Annotated in this window: 15 protein-coding genes; 10 read left to right on the top strand and 5 right to left on the bottom strand. The window is 27.7% G+C overall.

All coding sequences use genetic code 11. From position 1 onward, the window contains the following. The first annotated feature begins 1 nt into the window (after window position 1). From G9F70_RS23760 to G9F70_RS23735, 6 genes are all read left to right on the top strand, one after another. Window positions 2–910 (top strand): hypothetical protein, encoded by a 909-nt coding sequence (locus G9F70_RS23760; protein ID WP_224617763.1) that lies wholly within the window; start codon window positions 2–4, stop codon window positions 908–910. 4 nt (window positions 911–914) lie between these two features. Continuing rightward, on the top strand, window positions 915–2,048 hold the full coding sequence (locus G9F70_RS23755; RefSeq protein ID WP_164945097.1) for an ABC transporter permease: 1,134 nt from the start codon (window positions 915–917) through the stop codon (window positions 2,046–2,048). Between the two features lies 1 nt (window position 2,049). Next, on the top strand, window positions 2,050–3,243 hold the full coding sequence (locus G9F70_RS23750) for an FtsX-like permease family protein (protein ID WP_164945096.1): 1,194 nt from the start codon (window positions 2,050–2,052) through the stop codon (window positions 3,241–3,243). A gap of 2 nt (window positions 3,244–3,245) precedes the next feature. After that, window positions 3,246–3,953 carry an ABC transporter ATP-binding protein gene (locus tag G9F70_RS23745; RefSeq protein ID WP_164945095.1) on the top strand — a complete coding sequence of 236 codons (708 nt, stop codon included), beginning with the start codon at window positions 3,246–3,248 and terminating at the stop codon, window positions 3,951–3,953. A 140-nt stretch (window positions 3,954–4,093) separates the two neighbouring features. Further along, the gene (locus tag G9F70_RS23740) at window positions 4,094–4,333 is read left to right on the top strand and encodes a hypothetical protein (RefSeq protein WP_164945094.1); all 240 of its coding nucleotides are present in this window, start codon (window positions 4,094–4,096) and stop codon (window positions 4,331–4,333) included. 353 nt (window positions 4,334–4,686) lie between these two features. Beyond that, window positions 4,687–4,947 carry a hypothetical protein gene (locus tag G9F70_RS23735; RefSeq protein ID WP_224617761.1) on the top strand — a complete coding sequence of 87 codons (261 nt, stop codon included), beginning with the start codon at window positions 4,687–4,689 and terminating at the stop codon, window positions 4,945–4,947. A 300-nt stretch (window positions 4,948–5,247) separates the two neighbouring features. On the opposite strand, the gene G9F70_RS23730 is transcribed toward G9F70_RS23735, so the two are convergent. The 4 genes from G9F70_RS23730 to G9F70_RS23715 form a co-directional block, all read right to left on the bottom strand. After that, window positions 5,248–7,212: an FtsX-like permease family protein gene (locus tag G9F70_RS23730; protein ID WP_164945093.1), complete on the bottom strand. Its 1,965-nt coding sequence runs from the start codon at window positions 7,210–7,212 to the stop codon at window positions 5,248–5,250. Continuing rightward, window positions 7,212–8,003: an ABC transporter ATP-binding protein gene (locus tag G9F70_RS23725; RefSeq protein WP_164945092.1), complete on the bottom strand. Its 792-nt coding sequence runs from the start codon at window positions 8,001–8,003 to the stop codon at window positions 7,212–7,214. Before G9F70_RS23725 ends, G9F70_RS23730 begins: the two co-directional genes overlap by 1 nt. Window positions 8,004–8,104: 101 nt before the next feature. After that, on the bottom strand, window positions 8,105–9,127 hold the full coding sequence (locus tag G9F70_RS23720) for a sensor histidine kinase (protein ID WP_164945091.1): 1,023 nt from the start codon (window positions 9,125–9,127) through the stop codon (window positions 8,105–8,107). Then, window positions 9,124–9,798, bottom strand: a complete 675-nt coding sequence (locus G9F70_RS23715; RefSeq protein WP_164945090.1) for a response regulator transcription factor — start codon at window positions 9,796–9,798, stop codon at window positions 9,124–9,126. The genes G9F70_RS23720 and G9F70_RS23715 overlap by 4 nt, the downstream gene beginning before the upstream one ends. Before the next feature lie 293 nt (window positions 9,799–10,091). Here G9F70_RS23715 and G9F70_RS23710 point away from each other — a divergent pair, with 293 nt between their 5' ends. Continuing rightward, window positions 10,092–11,048 (top strand): MerR family transcriptional regulator, encoded by a 957-nt coding sequence (locus tag G9F70_RS23710; protein ID WP_164945089.1) that lies wholly within the window; start codon window positions 10,092–10,094, stop codon window positions 11,046–11,048. Between the two features lie 105 nt (window positions 11,049–11,153). Here the strand turns inward: G9F70_RS23710 and hflX are convergent, their stop codons facing one another. Further along, complete coding sequence (gene hflX / locus G9F70_RS23705; protein WP_164945088.1) at window positions 11,154–12,968, bottom strand: GTPase HflX; 1,815 nt, start codon at window positions 12,966–12,968, stop codon at window positions 11,154–11,156. 944 nt (window positions 12,969–13,912) lie between these two features. Here hflX and G9F70_RS23700 point away from each other — a divergent pair. The 3 genes from G9F70_RS23700 to G9F70_RS23690 all read left to right on the top strand — a co-directional run bounded on the left by G9F70_RS23700 (window position 13,913) and on the right by G9F70_RS23690 (window position 18,075). Next, window positions 13,913–15,430 (top strand): GxxExxY protein, encoded by a 1,518-nt coding sequence (locus tag G9F70_RS23700; RefSeq protein ID WP_164945087.1) that lies wholly within the window; start codon window positions 13,913–13,915, stop codon window positions 15,428–15,430. A gap of 30 nt (window positions 15,431–15,460) precedes the next feature. Beyond that, the gene (locus tag G9F70_RS23695; RefSeq protein ID WP_164945086.1) at window positions 15,461–17,017 is read left to right on the top strand and encodes a GxxExxY protein; all 1,557 of its coding nucleotides are present in this window, start codon (window positions 15,461–15,463) and stop codon (window positions 17,015–17,017) included. Window positions 17,018–17,151: 134 nt separating this feature from the next. Further along, entirely contained in the window at window positions 17,152–18,075 is a 924-nt protein-coding gene (locus tag G9F70_RS23690) for a helix-turn-helix transcriptional regulator (protein ID WP_164945085.1), read from the top strand. Window positions 18,076–18,102 lie beyond the last annotated feature (27 nt).

The raw sequence follows: 18,102 nt of genomic DNA, 5'->3' as shown, positions 1-18,102 counted from the left end.
AATGCTTGGCATATTTATAGCTTTATTATATAATTTTTATTCTAATAAAAATACTAATAATACTTCTGATATACCTACAAGTACTATAACGAGAACTGCTAAAAATTCAGGAACTAATTATTTTATTTCTTCTAAAGATAAAAATTTAAAATTAGAAAATTTAACCATAACTAATAATTCTGTGGATTTTATTTTAAACATTGAAAATTTTGATAATTTGAATATAGATAATAACATTATTACTGTATTTGTAAATAATGTTCAAGTTTATTTTGATTTCAATGATAAAATTAATAATAAAAAATATGAATTTGCTATAAAACCTAATAGTAATTGTTTTAACCTAAAAATAAATAACTTAAACGTTAATAAAAAAGAAAATGATTTATTAATCATAATATCAAAAAAATGTTCAAATTATGATATGACGAGTAGTTATGAAGAACGACAAAGTAATTCAACGAATTTTTTTAATTTAAAATTATTTAATTATAATAGTAAAAATAATGGTGACAGTAAAAAAGAATACCAACATCTTGATTCGGAGAAAGATATTAAAATGAATAACGGTATCTACCTAAATCAATGGTTAAATAATAACAAAAAAGATATTAATCCTTTTATAAAATCGAAAACAAATCAAAAAATAGATATTCCTGTTATAATAAAAAATGATAGTAAGTATAATGAATCAAATATTATGCTTTTAGTTAATGATGAACAATACAAAGTAGCTAATAAAGACTATATTAATATAAAATTAAATAACTCATTGGCTAAATTTATATTTTTGTGTGTTGAAGCACCAAACCAAAAAGGAAATTACAACATTAAAGTTGCAATGAAATGCAAAAATAAAGGAAATCAAATATATTTTATTTCTAATACTATAAAATTAATAGTGGAGTGACGCAATGTTTAAATTAATTTCAAGAAAAATTAAGAGCAATTTTTTTCATTATTTTTTAATATATATAGGTTATTTTTCAGCTATGTTAGTGATTTCATTTGGATTTACTTTTTTAAAATGTAGCAAAGATATAAATATTGATTATACAAATGGTAGATTAAGCCATCAACAATTAATTTCCGTTAATATTAGTAAAGGTTCAAATAACATAGATTATGATAAATTAACGAATATTTTAAAAAAGCATTCAAAAACAATAGCAATCAGAATAGACGGTTTAATGGCAGAAAAACCTGGTGGTGGTGGCGTGTGGCAAATCCCAATTCAACCAGTACTATTTGATGAAACACCGGAATGGATTCCCACAATTACTCGCGGACGATACTTAAACCCACATGAAAGTAAGTCAAAAGCTAAAATCGCTGTTATAGGTACTGGTGTAGAAGCTAATAAAATAAGTGAAAATAACTATATTAATTTAGGCGGAGAAAAATTTGAAATTATGGGTACTGCAGGTAAGTTACGTAATTTTTCTAATTATCTAGGTTCTGTTTTTATTCCATTAGAATCTTTGCCTGATAAAATGAAAAAAAATATAAAAACAATTAATATATATTTATTGAAAAACAATGATAATTGTAAAAATGAAATGAATGAAATATTAAATGATGTTAATAGGTTACCCAATATAAAGGCAGCCCAAGTTGAAATAGGCGAAAACTTATCTCAGTTTTATACTACGGTGTCAATAACTACAGTTGTAAGTTGTTTAATTATATTAGTATCTGTAAGTAATATAATTATTTTAGTATTTTATTTAATGTTAAAAAACAAAAAAAATATTTTAATTAGTATTGCTTTAGGTGCAAACAGAAAAATAATTTGGAAACAAATATTTATCGAACTCATATTAGTATCATTATGTGCTATTGTTTCTGCATTTATAGTTGCAAATTTATTAACGCCATTTGTTAAAAACAATTTTACGAATATTCTAAATATACAAGATATGCAATTTAGTTATTTAAATATAATAGTAACTTCTTTAGCTACTGTTATAATGAGTTTTTTAATATCAATAATAAGTGTGAAAAAGTTTTTCAAGTTAAATCTTATAACAGAATTAAAAGGGGAGTAGTATGTTTAGATTACGAGTATTGATTAAATCTATAACAAAGCAAGGTATAAAGTTTAAATTAGTTTTTTTTCAATTAATTATAGTATTTATATCTTTAAATTTTGCTTTTACTTTAATAAATAAAAACATAGAAGTAAAAAGCAACATTAATAAACTGGTTAATAAAGATACATCAGCACTACTTAAAATTTCAGTAGGTTCACAAAATGAAGATCCTCTGAATTCAATTAATAAAATACATGAACAAATTTCAAAAAATAAAATGGTTGATAAAATAGGAAGTTATTGTATAGACGAAGTTAAAGTCGATCAAAGCGAGATTAATGCTGTTTTTTTCAATAGAGGTGCTATTGATTTATATAATATCGATATTTGTAAAGGTAGTAATAAAATTTTCAATTATAGTAAAAATCAAGATGAGATTCCAATTATTATTAGTAACAATTTATCAAACAAATGGAATGTAGGTAATATAATTACTGTTAAAATGTATCAAAATAGCCGATTAAAAGATTTCAAATTGAAAATTATAGGAATAACAAATAAGAATGCTGTTTTTTGGAATTCTAGGATAGGTGATAAATCATCGATTACTTCTTTGAAAAATTCTATTATTATACCATTTGATAAACAATACTTTTTTGATGAGAGTATTGATATTAGAATGAAATCTCGTTATACAGTTGTTTCAACAAAAAAAATGGAGGACTTAAATGGATTTATAACTTATTTTTCAAAACTTAAGTCTAGTAATACCTCACTTGAATTTTTTAAAGTTAATGAATTGATAACTCAAATATATGAGATTAGTAAACCTTGGATTATGATGACATTAACATTTTCATTTTTATTATCTGTTTTATCATGCATAGGATTTATAGGGATATTAATAAGCTATATTACTTTTAGAAAGAGAGAATACGGAATTAGATTCGCATTAGGATCAACAAGTAAAGAGTTATCAAGATTAGTATGTGGTGAAATATCTTTGTCACTAATTATAACTAATTTTATATCTATTCTTATTCTAATTGTTACAAATTATGTAGTAAAGATGGACTTAAATCCATTATTAATTATTAAATCTAGTATACCTTCTTTTATTATCTCTCTTACTCTAGGTTTTATAACATTTTTAATATATAAATCTAATATATTAAAGAAAAATATTGTTGATTTAATAAGGGGGAATTAGTTTTGAGTTACATACAGCTAATAGATATCATGAAAGACTATGGAGATAAACAAGAAACTGTACATGCTTTAAATAAGGTTAATTTTAATATAGAAAAAGGTGAGATGATTGCTATTTTAGGAACATCAGGCTCAGGAAAATCAACATTATTAAATTTAATTGGATGTTTAGACAAATGTACTAGCGGAAAATACATATTTGACGGTAAGGATATCACAAATTATAAAGATAAAGAATTAGCTATAATAAGAAACACCAAGATGGGGTTTATATTTCAAAATTTTTCTTTAATCACAGATTATAATGTTATAGAAAATGTTGAAATTCCTCTTTTATATAGGAATTTACTTTTAGGTAATAATAAAAAATTAGACAAACACGAAATTAAAAATTTAGCATTAAAGCATTTAAAAGAAGTTGGTATAGATGGATATGCTAATAAGAAAGTTAATCAGTTATCTGGTGGAGAACAACAAAGAGTTGCAATAGCAAGGGCTTTAGTCAATACGCCAGATGTAATTTTAGCAGATGAACCAACAGGTTCTTTAGATAAGAATAACAGTTTAAATATTATTAATATGTTGAAAAATATTAATGAAACTAATAATACTACTATAATAGTGGTTACTCACGATGAACAAATCGCCAAATTCTGTAATAAAATTATTAGAATGGAAGATGGCATTATTATTAACAATGCTATCTTGTAGGGGTAGTAACCGAGAAGCGCGGATTTTATACATTAATACATTTGTTGCCCAAAATGGGTACATTCGACATAGGCAGTGCGTCCCGACAGGGCGTATATTCTGGCAGGTGGGAATCCTGGTCAAAAGCAGGGGAAAGTTGTATGGGAATAGGTTGCAGTGCCTCTTTAACTTTTGTAGATAATAATGTTTCTTGGCATATGAAAACTTCTGGGGGTACAGACTTATCAGTTAGTTGTGCTCAGGCTGTAGATACTGAGAGGAAAATAGTGCTTAAATCATGTGTCGATAAAGATAAAAACGACAAAGTAAGGATGGCAATGCAAAACGATAATTATACTGGTTATACTGGAAATGTATCAGGATGCGTTGATTTTAGGTAATTTTACATCAAAGTAGTATTATATTTGTTAATACTACTTTGAGTTTTTACTAGATATATTTGCTATAGAATAACGAAATTTAAAATACATTAAACGGGTATAGTTACTTTAAATATATATTATAAAATTTACATCAAAGTAGCATTAAGTAGCTAGTTATTGGGGAGTGTGAAAATAAAAAATTTATTAGTAATTGAAATAAGAAATTGTTTGAGGAGAAAAGAATTTAAATTTATTTTTGCTATATTAATGTTCTTAGCTTTAGGAAGTTTTTTAGCAGAGGTATTATATTTTTTGCTTTTTTAGTACCGATGATTGTAAATCAATTTTTATATGGTGTAGTTTTTTCAAAGATGGGTCTAATTGACAATCATTCTTTACTACTTTATGACATTGGTGTTCAAAACTACAATAGCAATATGGCGCTAGATCTTACAAGAATACAGAATCCCTTGCTATTTAACGTAACTTATATGATTATCATAAGTTTAACCGCAGCATTGTTATCAATTTTAGCTTACGCACTATTTTTTATTTATACAAAAAATAAACTATCGGTTTTTCTTGGCATTTTCGGGAGTTATTTTGCAATAGCAGTAGCATTACCAAAGTAGTTAACTGGTAATAGACGTCTATATAGTCAAGCTACATTATCCGAAGTAGAAGTTTTGAAAACATATAAAGGTAAAGTAAAACCAGGAGATAAGATTTTAATATATGAGCCAGTGTTTTTTTAAAATGATTCATATTATACTGCTAGTGGATATAAACTTATGAAAAAAAGCAACTTTTATATAATTTTTTTAAAGAATCTACAAATTCCAAAGGGATATAAGTATTTCAAATTGAGTGTATTAAAAACATACAAAGATTAGTCCTGTAATTAAATCATCACCTCTTTACCTGATTTTCAGTTACATAACTATCCTCATATACTTCCTTGTAGTAGCAATAAAATAAACAACATATACTGCTATAAAAATAAGTATGCTTCTGATAGCGGGTACTATTATGTTGTAATTCATAAGTTCGCTTAAAACGGACATTGCGACGCAACTATGAATTATGCCTACAATTAAAGGTAGCATATATGACATTCCTATTTGCCTAGCAGTAGCTTTGAAAATCTCCTTCTCTGTCATTCCAAGCCTTTTTAGCAAAACATATTTATCCTTATCTAAATAGGCTTCGGATACAAGTTTGAAATATATTATGCTCCCTGTTGCAATTATGAAAACCAGTGCAAGGAAAGCTCCAAGAAAATAAATTATCCCGAAAATACTGTAAGAAGATGTATCCTTACTCACATTTACACGTAAAGAATCTTTAATTGAATTAGTTGTAAATAATTCATGTAAAGAAGATACATTCTCACTCACCTTTGAACGCAAAGGCTCTTTAGAGGAGTCAATTTTGTATAATTCCTGTTTTAGCAATTTCATAGTGTCTGTTTTATTTATTTTTATTCCATTAAACTCATATATGTGAGAAGTAGCTCTAAGCAAATTATAGTCTTCATCATTTAATATTAGACACGCCATAGGTATACCAATACCAAAAATAGGAGTTTTAAGTGAATTCTTTATGGTGTAGTCTTTACTATTTACAGAAGCTTTTTCGTTTTTATAAGCATAAAGACTCATTACCACAGTAGGTGGGGATACATATAATATTTCACCTTTGGACAAGGTCTCTTTTTTTAAATCATTCATATTATTTACTTTTAGGTCAGAACTTATTTTTATAAAATCTGAATATTTTAAGGCTACTGTTTCTTCAATGGGCAATTTATTTTCTACATAAATATGAGGTTTTATAATAAGAAATTCAGTGTTTTCTTCAAGGATTATATCTTTTTTATATTCTTTTAACTTGTCTCTTACCTTCTGCTTTACTGTATTATCAGAAGAAACATAGGAAATTTCATAAGGAGCTTGTATATAATCTCTCATTCCAATAAAATACTTAAGAGATGCTACTGTTCCATAAGAAGTTAAAGTAATTGTAGCTAATATGGCAACTGCCGCTAAGGTTCTATAGTTATTTTTAATTCTAAAGGCAATATTAGACATGCACACTATATTTATTCCATTATATAATATTTTCTTTCTATTTATTATAAATTTCATTATTATAGAATACACAGAGCCAAAAAACCAATAGGTGCCTATTACTACAAATATAATGGCAAGAGGTAGGTTCCTAATAAAATGCATACCAATAGCATTTTTTGCAAAGTAATATCCCACCAGTATGAATATTATAGAAAATAGACCTTTTACATAATTAACATTTGGAAGTCTTTCTTCTCGTTTAGACGCATTAAACAAGTCAATTAACTTACTTTTAGATATATTTATATAACCTAAAACTGCATTTATAAAGAAAATTACAAAAAATGTGATGGAAGTTTCAATTATTGCTTTAGTAGATATGAAAAAACCTATTTTCATATTTAATATAGCCACTTTAGCCAGCATCATTAGAAATAGCTTACAAAATACAACTCCAAGTAAAAGTCCCGTAGCCGTTGCTACTATACCCATAAAAATAAGCTCTATAGAATAAATAAGAGCTATTTGAGCATTGGATACTCCCATAAAAGCATAAATGCCTATTTCCTTTTTTCTTTGATTTAAAAAGAAAGAACTTGAAAACCAGATAAAAAATATAATAAATATAAGGAGCAAATAAGAAACTGAAATTGATACACCGTTAATATAATAACTGGTTTCATTGGCTTTTTGAAAATCTGGGTTATATTTTAGTGCTGCAAAGTTGTAGAAAACAAGCACAGAAAAAATCATAGACATTATATACAGGCTGTAAACTTTTATATTTCTCTTAAAATTATCGAAAGCTATGCTGAAGGAATTCATTAAAAATCCCCCCTGTTTTCTTCACTTTGTCCGTAATAATCTGTACCACCACTCATGGATGCTCCCATGTCCATAATTCTTTGGAAAAACTCTTTTCTTTCTCCGTTTTTATGGAGCTTTGCATGAATCTTACCATCTTTTATAAACATTATTCTTCTGCAGTAGCTGGCAGCAAAGGCATCATGAGTCACCATTATTATAGTAGTTTTAAATTTCTCGTTTAGCTGCGTAAGACATTGCAAAAGTTCTGCTGCTGATTTTGAATCCAATGCTCCGGTAGGCTCGTCTGCAAATATAACAGAAGGTGAAGTTATAAGTGCCCTAGCTGCGGCAGTTCTTTGCTTTTGTCCTCCTGAAAGTTGATACGGATATTTGCTTAGATGATCCTTTAAACCTAAAAAGGTAGCAAGTTCATTTACCTTTTTTAGTATTTCAACATGATTTACCTTACTAAGGGCAAGCGGAAGGGCTATATTATCCTGAACAGACATTGTATCCAGTAGGTTAAAATCCTGAAATATAAAACCTATTTTGTTTTTCCTAAAAGATGCAAGATCGTGTCCCTTAGTATTTTTCATATCTTTTCCTTCAAAGAAATAACTTCCGCTAGTAGGTTCATCAATGGTAGAAATAATATTTAAAAGAGTGGTTTTACCTGACCCAGAAGGTCCCATTATGCCTAAAAACTCACCCTTTTCCACTTGCAGATCAAGGCCATCTAAAGCGTTGGACATCATACCTTTTAAGCCGTAAACTTTTCTTAAATCTTTAGTTTCAATAACAATACTCATAAAAAATCCTCCTCACAAACTAAAATCTTACCACTATTCTACCTGTTAGGCTCATAGCCTGCCATTGAATATAGGTTACATTTAGTACTTTAAGGTTACATTTATGTAACCTTAAAGTAATCTGATAGTTTATAAAAACATATGCTAAATTCTGTACCCTTTCCTTCCTCAGATTCAACATATATATCATGACTTAGTTTATGAGCCATCTTTTTAGATAAATATAAACCCATGCCTGTAGATTTTGCGAGGCTTCTTCCATTTTCGCCTGTAAAACCTCTGTCAAATATTCTATTTATGTCTTTCGTTTTTATTCCCACACCACTATCTTTAACATAAAGCACAATAACCTTATCTTCCTCTTTAGCATAAATATTTATTTTTCCATTCTTAGGGACATATTTGCAGCCATTATTAATAAGCTGATCAATAATATATGAAAGCCATTTTTCATCTGATATAACAGTACAGTTTATGTTTCCAAGTTCTAAACTTATATTTTTTGATATGAAAAGGGTAGCATTTCTTTTTACAACTTCTTTAACTAGCCGCTGAATATTAATTTCATTGATTTGTAAATCTTCCGAATAGCTAGAGGCGCGACTTGTATATAGCACCTGATTGATAAGAAATTTTATCCTGTTAAATTCAAGTATAAGCTGTTCTGATACATCTATTTCTTCTATTTTATCAGAAAGGAGCTCGCATACACAAACAGGTATTTTTATTTCATGAACCCACTTTGTTATATAATCATCCATTTCCTCAAGAGCTGACTTTACTTCTTGAACCTTCCCATCCATTTCAGCATTTTTAAGATTAATTATGTCTTTCATAAGCGTAGCTTCAAAATAATAACTGCTACTAGGCAAACTTGCATCTATATTATCTTCTTTATTTATAGCTTCGCAAAGTCCCTTATAACTATGATGCCACCTTTTATAATCAATAAATGCAAAGATTAATGATATAAAAAGCAGTAAAAAATCCATGTAGGCTATATCAGTAAACTGTGAATTAATAGGCTTGCTACACAATAGGACTATATTTATAGTAAACGAAATGCAGATGAAATATAATATCTTTAAGGTAGAATTTTTTATATATGCCACCATCATATTCATAGTAGCATGTACCCATATCCTTTTTTAGTAACGATATAATCCTTAAGGCCTATGTCGCAAAGTTTAGTGCGAAGCCTGTTAATATTTACTGTGAGAGTATTATCATTAATAAAATTATCATCATCCCAAAGTGCTCTCATTATCTTCTCCCTAGATATGGTCTTTCCCCTGTTTTTCATAAGCAGTAGCATTACTTTAAACTCATTTTTTGTAAGTTCCATTTTATCTTCTTTATATAAAAGAGTATTTTCCATTAAGTTTAGGATTACTCCATCACATTCTATTAAATCAGAAGGTTGCTCACCATAAGAATAGGCTCTTCTAAGTAGTGCATTTATTTTAGCAATTAAAATATCCATAGAAAAGGGCTTGGTTATATAATCATCACCCCCAGTATTCATGGCCATAATAATATCCATATTTGTATCCCTGGAAGAAACAAATACGATAGGCACCTTTGATATTTCGCGAATTTTATTACAAAAGTAAAACCCATCAAAATAAGGTAGGTTTACATCCATAATAATCAAATGAGGCTCCTTGGCAGCAAACTCTGCAGTTATGTTTTCAAAGTTATCCACAGCCACCGCATCAAAACCCCATTTTATCAACATTTGATTCATATTGGTGCACAGCGCTTTATCATCTTCAACTATCATTATCTTATACATTTTTTACACCCCTAAAATAAGGTGAAACCTGAATGGTTAGTTTCGCCTAATATTATATAGATTAAAAATCTTAAAATTTTCAGTGAAAATTGCTTTGTTTAGTATAATTGTAACATTTACCTAGATAATAAAGATAGATATATATATTAGGGTCAATGTATTCTTGGCCTATGTTGTAATTTTTCATAAATACTAATGAGGTAGAATCTTCAGATATTTAGAAATACTATAAAAAGTATTGACATGTACCTTACTGTAAGGTTTAAAATTGAATTACAAGGGAGGGGTGCTGTATGAATATAAAAGCTGCTGCTGAAAAAACGGGATTAACTAAAAGGGCAATAAAATATTATGAAAGTGAAGGCTTAATTACACCTTTAAAAAATATTGAAAATAATTATAGAGAGTACACTTGTCAAGATGTTATAAAGCTTAATTTGATAGGGGCGCTTAGAGCAGTGGATATTTCCATTGCGCAAATCAAAACTGTGACTTCTGGTAACAAAAGTATTCCTGAAGTTATGAGACAAGCTCTTTCCAGAATAGATAGTGATATTGACAATTTAGAAAAAAGTAGATTAATTATTTTAAACATTATCGAGAAAAATTTAACTGATTATGATACTGCGGGAGAACATATAAAGCTACTTCGCGAAACCTTAGAATTGTCCATGGGGGAAAAGAAAGAATATATTTCAAATGCTCTGCGCAGAATATTTCCGGGAATATATGGGGAAAGTTTAATTATGAACTTTGAACCATTTTTAAATATTGTTATTGATAATGAGGAAAAAAGAAGAGTGTGGTTAAAGCTTGTGGAGGCATTGGATGAAATAAATGAAACAGAAGAGTTTTTTTTAGATAATATCTATTTAAATAAATTTATAAATGAAGTCATTTCAGAAGAAGATAAGAGAAGACATTTGTCTGGCATTGGAAAAATAGTAAATTATGATGAACTATACATTAAAGAGTATATAAAAAGGACTATAGACGGGTACCTATTGTTAAAAGAAGATGAAAAAGAAAAGGAAGAAATAAATGAATTCGGTTCATTTTCCAAAGATTATTCTAAAATTTTTGGACGCTTACACAAAAAAATTAGTGAATATTTGATTATTCTTAATGAAGATTATAAAAAATATATGGAAAACATGACAAAAATAACTGTTGACTTAAATAAAAAGATGGAAGAAGAAACAGGTATGAATGTAAATGAGTTTTTTGAAAGATATATTATTGAAAGATAAATATAAGATGTTTCTAAGCAACGCGTTTATTTTAGAAATTTTAGCGTCTATAGAATAGATGTTATTAAAAGCGAAGGACTCCTTAATTTTAAGGAGTCCTTTTTGTTAAGATAAAGCTGGTAGCTCAAAGTTCATACATTTTTTATAGATTTCCGCGTGAACCAAAGCTTTGATATGAGTTCCTCCTTCAATATAATCCTCACTAATAACATTGGAATTTTCATGAAGTAATGAAATTAATTTTTGCTCATCATAAGGGATAATAAATTCTTTTTCTATTAATTTAATTGGAATTTCTCTGCCTATAATATGCAGCAATTCATGTAAATTTAGTTCTTTTAGAGCGCTGACTTCTATTATTTCTTTACCTTTTAAGAAATCACGTACTCCCTTTAAATTTTTATGGGAGGCTTTATCAACTTTGTTTAAAACAACTATAGTGTTTTTATCTTTAGCATTAAGTTCATTAAGAACTATGTTTACTGATTGTATTTGTTTTATTGCCTCTTCATTGGCCACATCCACCACATGTAAAAGTAAGTCAGCAGAAGTAACTTCTTCTAAGGTGGATTTAAAAGCGTTAACAAGCTCATGAGGAAGTTTACTAATAAAACCAACAGTATCCGATAAAGCAATTTTTCGATTGTCACTTAAAGTTATAGCTCTAACGGTAGTATCTAATGTTGCAAAAAGCATGTCAGCTTCTAGAATGCCTTGTTTATTTATATTATTGGATGAAGAAATTTCACAGAGCTTGTTTCTTAAAGTTGATTTACCTGCATTAGTGTAGCCCACAATAGCTACCTTGCTGATATTATTTTTAGTTCGTTTTGTTTTTTTGACAGTTCTTTGCTCTATAACTTTAGACAGCGTATTCTTTATTTCTTCTATTCTGTATTCTATGTGTCTTCTATCAGTTTCAAGCTTTTTCTCTCCAGGGCCCCTTGAGCCAACGCCACCTTTTACCCCGACACCGCCTTTAATTCTTGCAAGGTTTGCATTTGCATCTCTTAATCTAGGAAGCTTATGATTAAGAATAGCAAGCTCAACTTGAAGTATACCTTCCTTGCTCTTAGCACGTCTTGCAAATATATCTAGGATCAAGGTAGTTCTATCTATTACTTTGCATTTAATAATTCCTTCTAAATTTCTAACCTGAGAACCTGATAGCTCATCATCAAATATTACTACATTCGCATTTTTTAGCTGTTTTAAATGCGCTATTTCCTGAACTTTACCTTGCCCTGCATAATAAGCAGAGTCTACTTTATTTTTCTTTTGAATCACCTTGCATACAGAAGTAACATTGCAAGCTTCAGCAAGATTGGAAAGCTCCTCAAGACTTTCTTCGCCATCAGTCCCCACTAAAATAGCTCTTTCTATATCATCTTCATATTTGATTAGGTTACTAGTTATTTTATCAATATAAGCTACTTTATCTCTAAAATTTAATTGTAATGAAGTTTCTAAGTTTAAGCTTTCAAGCTCGCTAAAGGTTAGGATATTATTGTAAACATCACAGAAACCTATATTTATCTTAACATCTTCCATATTTTCTTTAACTCCAATTGCAGCAATAGCATCTAATTTTAGGTCTACTAAAGCTGAAGTATCCATTGAAGACAGTGTGCTATCACCAGTAGGATGGGTATGAATTACCCGAAATCCACTTAACTTTTTACCCGGAGCATCCATAGAAGGTATTTTAGCACTATTGATGTTACCAGCTGAAATGCCAGTGAGTTTACCTCGCCTATTAATAACCACACATAGTTCTTTTTTTATTATTCTACTAATTTCATTCATTTCTTTTACCAATTCATAAGAAAAAACGCTGTCATTATCTATTGTTAATTCATATAAGTTTTCTAGTCTTTCAAGTATTATTTTTTTAATTCCATTAATATTTCCTGTTATCATATAATTTCCTCCCATCAAAAGATATTTATAATATAACTATCTTAATTTCGTTTTTATCTATAAAAGTTTTAACCTCATTTTTTTGCCCCCTATTTAAAAATTCAACTTTATTGCTCAGGTTAATATTATTATTTTAGGCTCATTTCTAACTCCCCCTAAGGTATTTTGTGCTAGCTATTTTTGAAGTGGGATAAATATATAAAAGCCACAGAAACAATGTAAACTATAGAAGTTTAGCATTGATTTGCGGCTAAAATATTGATGGAAATCAAAAAACCGCAGATTTTCTCTGCGGTAATGGTATATAAATTTAAATAGATGCAAAAACTGAAAAAATCCAGCTTACTTTCTATTTAATAGAACCAATTTCTAAATTGGATCCTTAAAATATAACAAAACCGCAGATATGAAGTCTGCGGTCAAAACTTTTACACATCAAATAACATAGTATATTAAATCTTAATATACCTAATTTACTGACAGCAGACTGTATATTTTATTTATTGAGTGTACTTTAATTTTATCTTTATAAATTAACATTTTACAGTCTCCTTTCAGAAGTTTTTAATATATTTTATGTATTTATTTTAACCTAAATTTTCTCAGTTGTAAATACTTTTTTTAAAATAAAAAGAAAATTTAGGTAAAAATAAAAATATTTACTACATGGCTTTTATGGAAAGCTTACTGAATATTTGAATTGATATTTATTTAGTATAATTATTGTTATAAAAGGATTTTTATACATATACATACTACATTAATTATACATTTAGATTGCAGTTAATGATATTAATACATATTACTATAGCTAAATGTAATGAGTTAATTCAAGCTACCAAAAATTTCAGTTATACAACGGAAAGGATAGTCAAGATGACTATATAGTTGTGGTATAATTAAACTAATTAATTAGAAAGTAACTCTTAGAAGGGAGTGAAATTATGGCGAAAAGATTTAATACAACAGGGGTATGTATACCTAGAAAACATTATATGGTAGATATATCAAATAAGATAGATGAGATAGAGAAACTTGTAGATGAAGAATTTTACTTTGTTATAAATAGGCCAAGACAGTTTGGAAAAACAACAACATTAAATGAGCTATATAAAAGATTAAATACTAAATATAGTGTAATAAGAATGGATTTTGAACTTATAGGTGAAGATTTTGCACGTGAAGAAAGATTTTGTGAGACCTTTGTAAATTATATGGCTAGATTTATAAATAGAGATATTAAGAAGGCATCTACCTTAACAGAACTTTCTTATATAATTATGGACTTAACAAAAGATAATGAAGTTATACTTATCATAGATGAGGTTGATAAAAATTCTAATAATAGATTATTTATAAGTTTTCTTGGAATGCTTAGATCATTATATTTAAGTAGAGAGCAGGACCTTGCAACAACTTTTAAATCAGTTGTACTAGCAGGAGTATATGATATTAAAAATTTAAAGTTAAAGGTTAGAGATGACTCTGAAATAAGATATAATTCACCCTGGAACATAGCAGTTAATTTTAATATAGATATGAGTTTTAGTGAAGTAGAAATAGGCACTATGCTAAAGACATATACTGATGAAAATAATTTAGTACTAGATGTAGAATTACTTAGTACGGAAATATATAAATTTACATCAGGATATCCATTTTTGGTATCAAGGATATGTCAAATAGTAGATGAGGATTTATTATCAAAACATAAAAGAGCATGGAGAGTGCCAGATATACAAAAAGCTGTAAAATTGTTGTTAGAGGACAAGAATACCTTATTTGATGATTTGATTAAGAGTCTTGAAAATAACTCTGAGCTATATGATTATATGTACAATATACTAGTTAGTGGGTTACCAACAACATACAATATAAATAATCCTATTATAGATTTAGGACATATGTTTGGATATTTAGTAAAAGATAAAAATAATAATATTGCTGTAGCAAATCAAATTCTTAAGGAAGTTATTTATAGTTATATGATATCTAAAACAGATACTAGGACGATATCTAAATATAATTTTAAAGGTAATTTCATAAAGAAGGATAATACACTTGATATGGAAAAGGTACTATTAAGATTTCAGCAGTTTATGAAAGAAAATTACAGCTCTAAAGATATAGATTTTTTAGAAAGACAAGGAGTTCTTTTGTTTCTATCATTTATAAAACCAATAATTAACGGGGTTGGATTTGATTACAAGGAGGTTCAAATTTCTGAAGAGAGAAGGTTGGACATTGTTATTCAATATAATAAATGTAAATATGTTATAGAAACAAAAATATGGCATGGTGAAAGAGCGCATAAGAATGGATTAAATCAATTGAAAAATTATCTTGAAATAGAAGGATTAAGTAAGGGATATTTATTGATATTTAATTTTAATGAAAATAAGCAATATAACCATAGTGAATATTATGTAGAAGATAAAAATATATTTGAAGTTGTTGTTTAAGCTTTATTGTAAGGTTAGGAGGGGAACCCTATGAAGGATTATATTAATTTTTTTGCTGAGAGTGAGTTTAAAGGCAGATTTTTCAATACAACAGGCTTGTGTATACCAGGTAAGCATTATATGGTTAATATAGATGATAAACTCAAAAGTATAATTAAGTTAGTTCAAAGAGAGAATTACTTTGTAATAAATAGACCTAGACAGTATGGAAAAACAACAACTATTAACCAGCTTGAAAAAATTTTAAAAAGTAGATATAAAGTGATTAAGTTAGATTTTGAAGGATTAGGTTCTATATTGGATTGTGAGAAAGAATTTTGTAGTTATTTTATAAAGTCAATAAATAAATCAATTGATATAGTATTACCACAGGTTTTTAGTTTTGTAGATTTAGGTGATTCTATCAAGAAAATTACTGATACTATGGACATAATATTAATTATTGATGAGGTTGATAAGGCTTCAAATAATAAATTATTTTTAGATTTCTTGGGGATGCTTAGGTCATTATACTTATCAAGAGCGGCAAATGAAAGTTCAACATTTAAATCTGTAATACTAGCTGGAGTTCATGATATTAAAAACCTTAAGTTAAAGTTTAGAGATAATGCAGATATAAGATATAATTCCCCTTGGAACATAGCAGTAAATTTCGATATAGATATGACGTTTAATGAATTTGAAATAGGAACTATGTTAAATGATTATTCAAAAGAAAATATTTTAAAATTAGATGTAGAGGATTTAAGTAAGGAAATATTTAAATTTACAAATGGATATCCATTTTTAGTATCTAGAATATGTCAAGTTATAGATGAAGAGATATTAATAGATGATAAAAAACCGTGGACAATACATGAAATTCAAAAAGCAGTAAAAATAATAATAAATGAAAAAAATATGCTTTTTGATGACCTTATAAAGAATATGGAAAATAATAAGGATTTATACGAGTGCATATATAATGTACTTATATTAAACATAAACCAAGTATTTAATATAAATAATCCATTAATAGAACTTGGACATATGCTCGGATACTTAACAACAGATAAAGATAATAATATTGTAGTATCTAATCAAATTCTTAAGGAAGTTATTTATAGTTATATGATATCTAAAACAGATACTAGGACTATATCTAGATACAATTTTAAAAGTAATTTCATAAAGGAAGATAATACACTTGATATGGAAAAGGTATTATTAAGATTTCAGCAGTTTATGAAAGAAAATTACAGCTCTAAAGATATAGATTTTTTAGAAAGACAAGGAGTTCTTTTGTTTCTATCCTTTATAAAACCAATAATTAACGGTGTTGGATTTGATTATAAAGAGGTTCAGATTTCTGAAGAAAGAAGATTGGACATTGTTATTCAATATAATAAATGTAAATATGTTATAGAAACAAAAATATGGCATGGTGAAAGAGCGCATAAGAATGGATTAAATCAATTGAAAAATTATCTTGAAATAGAAGGGTTAAGTAAGGGATATTTATTGATATTTAATTTTAATGAAAATAAACAATATACCAATAGTGAATATTATGTAGAAGATAAAAATATATTTGAAGTTCTTGTTTGAAAGATAGACTTATTTAAGTCTATCTTTAATTTTTAAATATGAAGGGGAGTTTTAAAATTTTAATTGTCCATGCGTAGGGTAAATAAACTTAAAAGAACGTAAACTTCGAGGGGAAGGTAGGGAACGTTTATATTATGAGAGCAGAAAGGTTTTTATCAATTTTAATAATTATTTCTCAAAAAGGTTTGGTAACAGGAAGAGCGCTTGCCGAGCATTTTGAAGTATCTTTAAGAACAATATATCGTGATATAGAAAAAATAAGTGAAGCAGGAGTCCCCATAGCAGCTACTGGTGGTAAGGGTGGAGGCTATTATATTATGGAAAACTATACTTTAAATAACCTATTCCTTAATAGAAAAGAAATTGAGCCTTTGATTGCTGTAATGGATAATCTAAAGTTTTTATTTGGGAATAACCCACAATTTAATGATATAGTACTTAAGTTTGAAACTTTACGTAACACTGAAAAAAAGGAATGTGATAATCTTAGTATAGATATGTCTCACTTTAGTATGGAGAAAGAACTTAGAGAATATTTATTCCTTATGAATAAAGCAATTGAAGAAAATAGAATATTGGAGTTTGAATATATAAATAGAAAAATGGAATATTTAAAGAGAGTAGTGGAACCAATTCAGATAGAATTCACGGATGGGCATTGGTATATTATTGCATTTTGCACAATAAGAAAAGACTATAGAAAGTTTAAACTTGTTAGAGTAAGAAATATGAAGCTAGGTGGTGTATTTAAAAAAAATCCAATTTCAAAAGAGGAAATAAAAAAAATATTTAGTGAAAGTTATGAAAAAAATAGTATTTTAGTTACATTAAAGTTTTCTAGTGAAATAGGTGGGCAATTAAGTGAATATTTTTCAAAAGAAAAAATTACACTTTTGGAAAATGGAACGTATATAGTTGAAGATTTCTTTCCTGAGGATGAAGGACTGAAGAAATTTATTTTAGGATTTGGTAACGACTGTGAAGTCATAGGGCCAGATAAATTAAGAAAAAAAATGGTGGAATACATAAAAAATATATACAGTAAATACAATGACTGACATATAGGTGTCAGTCATTGTGTTTTA

It is taken from the genome of Clostridium sp. FP1, from assembly GCF_011065975.2.
Classification (GTDB): Bacteria; Bacillota; Clostridia; order Clostridiales; family Clostridiaceae; genus Clostridium_AD; species Clostridium_AD tagluense.
Note: the sequence above shows the minus strand (reverse complement) of the source record. Positions and strands in the feature narration are given on the sequence as shown.

Bases quoted from the DNA above. Each gene is read 5' to 3' on its own strand.
- G9F70_RS23735 (WP_224617761.1), top strand. From the start codon at position 4,687: ATGGGTCTAATTGACAATCATTCTTTACTACTTTATGACATTGGTGTT.
- G9F70_RS23730 (WP_164945093.1), bottom strand. From the start codon at position 7,212: ATGAATTCCTTCAGCATAGCTTTCGATAATTTTAAGAGAAATATAAAA.
- G9F70_RS23690 (WP_164945085.1), top strand. From the start codon at position 17,152: ATGAGAGCAGAAAGGTTTTTATCAATTTTAATAATTATTTCTCAAAAA.
- G9F70_RS23715 (WP_164945090.1), bottom strand. From the start codon at position 9,798: ATGTATAAGATAATGATAGTTGAAGATGATAAAGCGCTGTGCACCAAT.
- G9F70_RS23740 (WP_164945094.1), top strand. From the start codon at position 4,094: ATGGGAATAGGTTGCAGTGCCTCTTTAACTTTTGTAGATAATAATGTT.
- G9F70_RS23695 (WP_164945086.1), top strand. From the start codon at position 15,461: ATGAAGGATTATATTAATTTTTTTGCTGAGAGTGAGTTTAAAGGCAGA.
- G9F70_RS23725 (WP_164945092.1), bottom strand. From the start codon at position 8,003: ATGAGTATTGTTATTGAAACTAAAGATTTAAGAAAAGTTTACGGCTTA.
- G9F70_RS23720 (WP_164945091.1), bottom strand. From the start codon at position 9,127: ATGAATATGATGGTGGCATATATAAAAAATTCTACCTTAAAGATATTA.
- G9F70_RS23710 (WP_164945089.1), top strand. From the start codon at position 10,092: ATGAATATAAAAGCTGCTGCTGAAAAAACGGGATTAACTAAAAGGGCA.
- G9F70_RS23760 (WP_224617763.1), top strand. From the start codon at position 2: ATGCTTGGCATATTTATAGCTTTATTATATAATTTTTATTCTAATAAA.
- G9F70_RS23750 (WP_164945096.1), top strand. From the start codon at position 2,050: ATGTTTAGATTACGAGTATTGATTAAATCTATAACAAAGCAAGGTATA.
- hflX (WP_164945088.1), bottom strand. From the start codon at position 12,968: ATGATAACAGGAAATATTAATGGAATTAAAAAAATAATACTTGAAAGA.
- G9F70_RS23700 (WP_164945087.1), top strand. From the start codon at position 13,913: ATGGCGAAAAGATTTAATACAACAGGGGTATGTATACCTAGAAAACAT.
- G9F70_RS23755 (WP_164945097.1), top strand. From the start codon at position 915: ATGTTTAAATTAATTTCAAGAAAAATTAAGAGCAATTTTTTTCATTAT.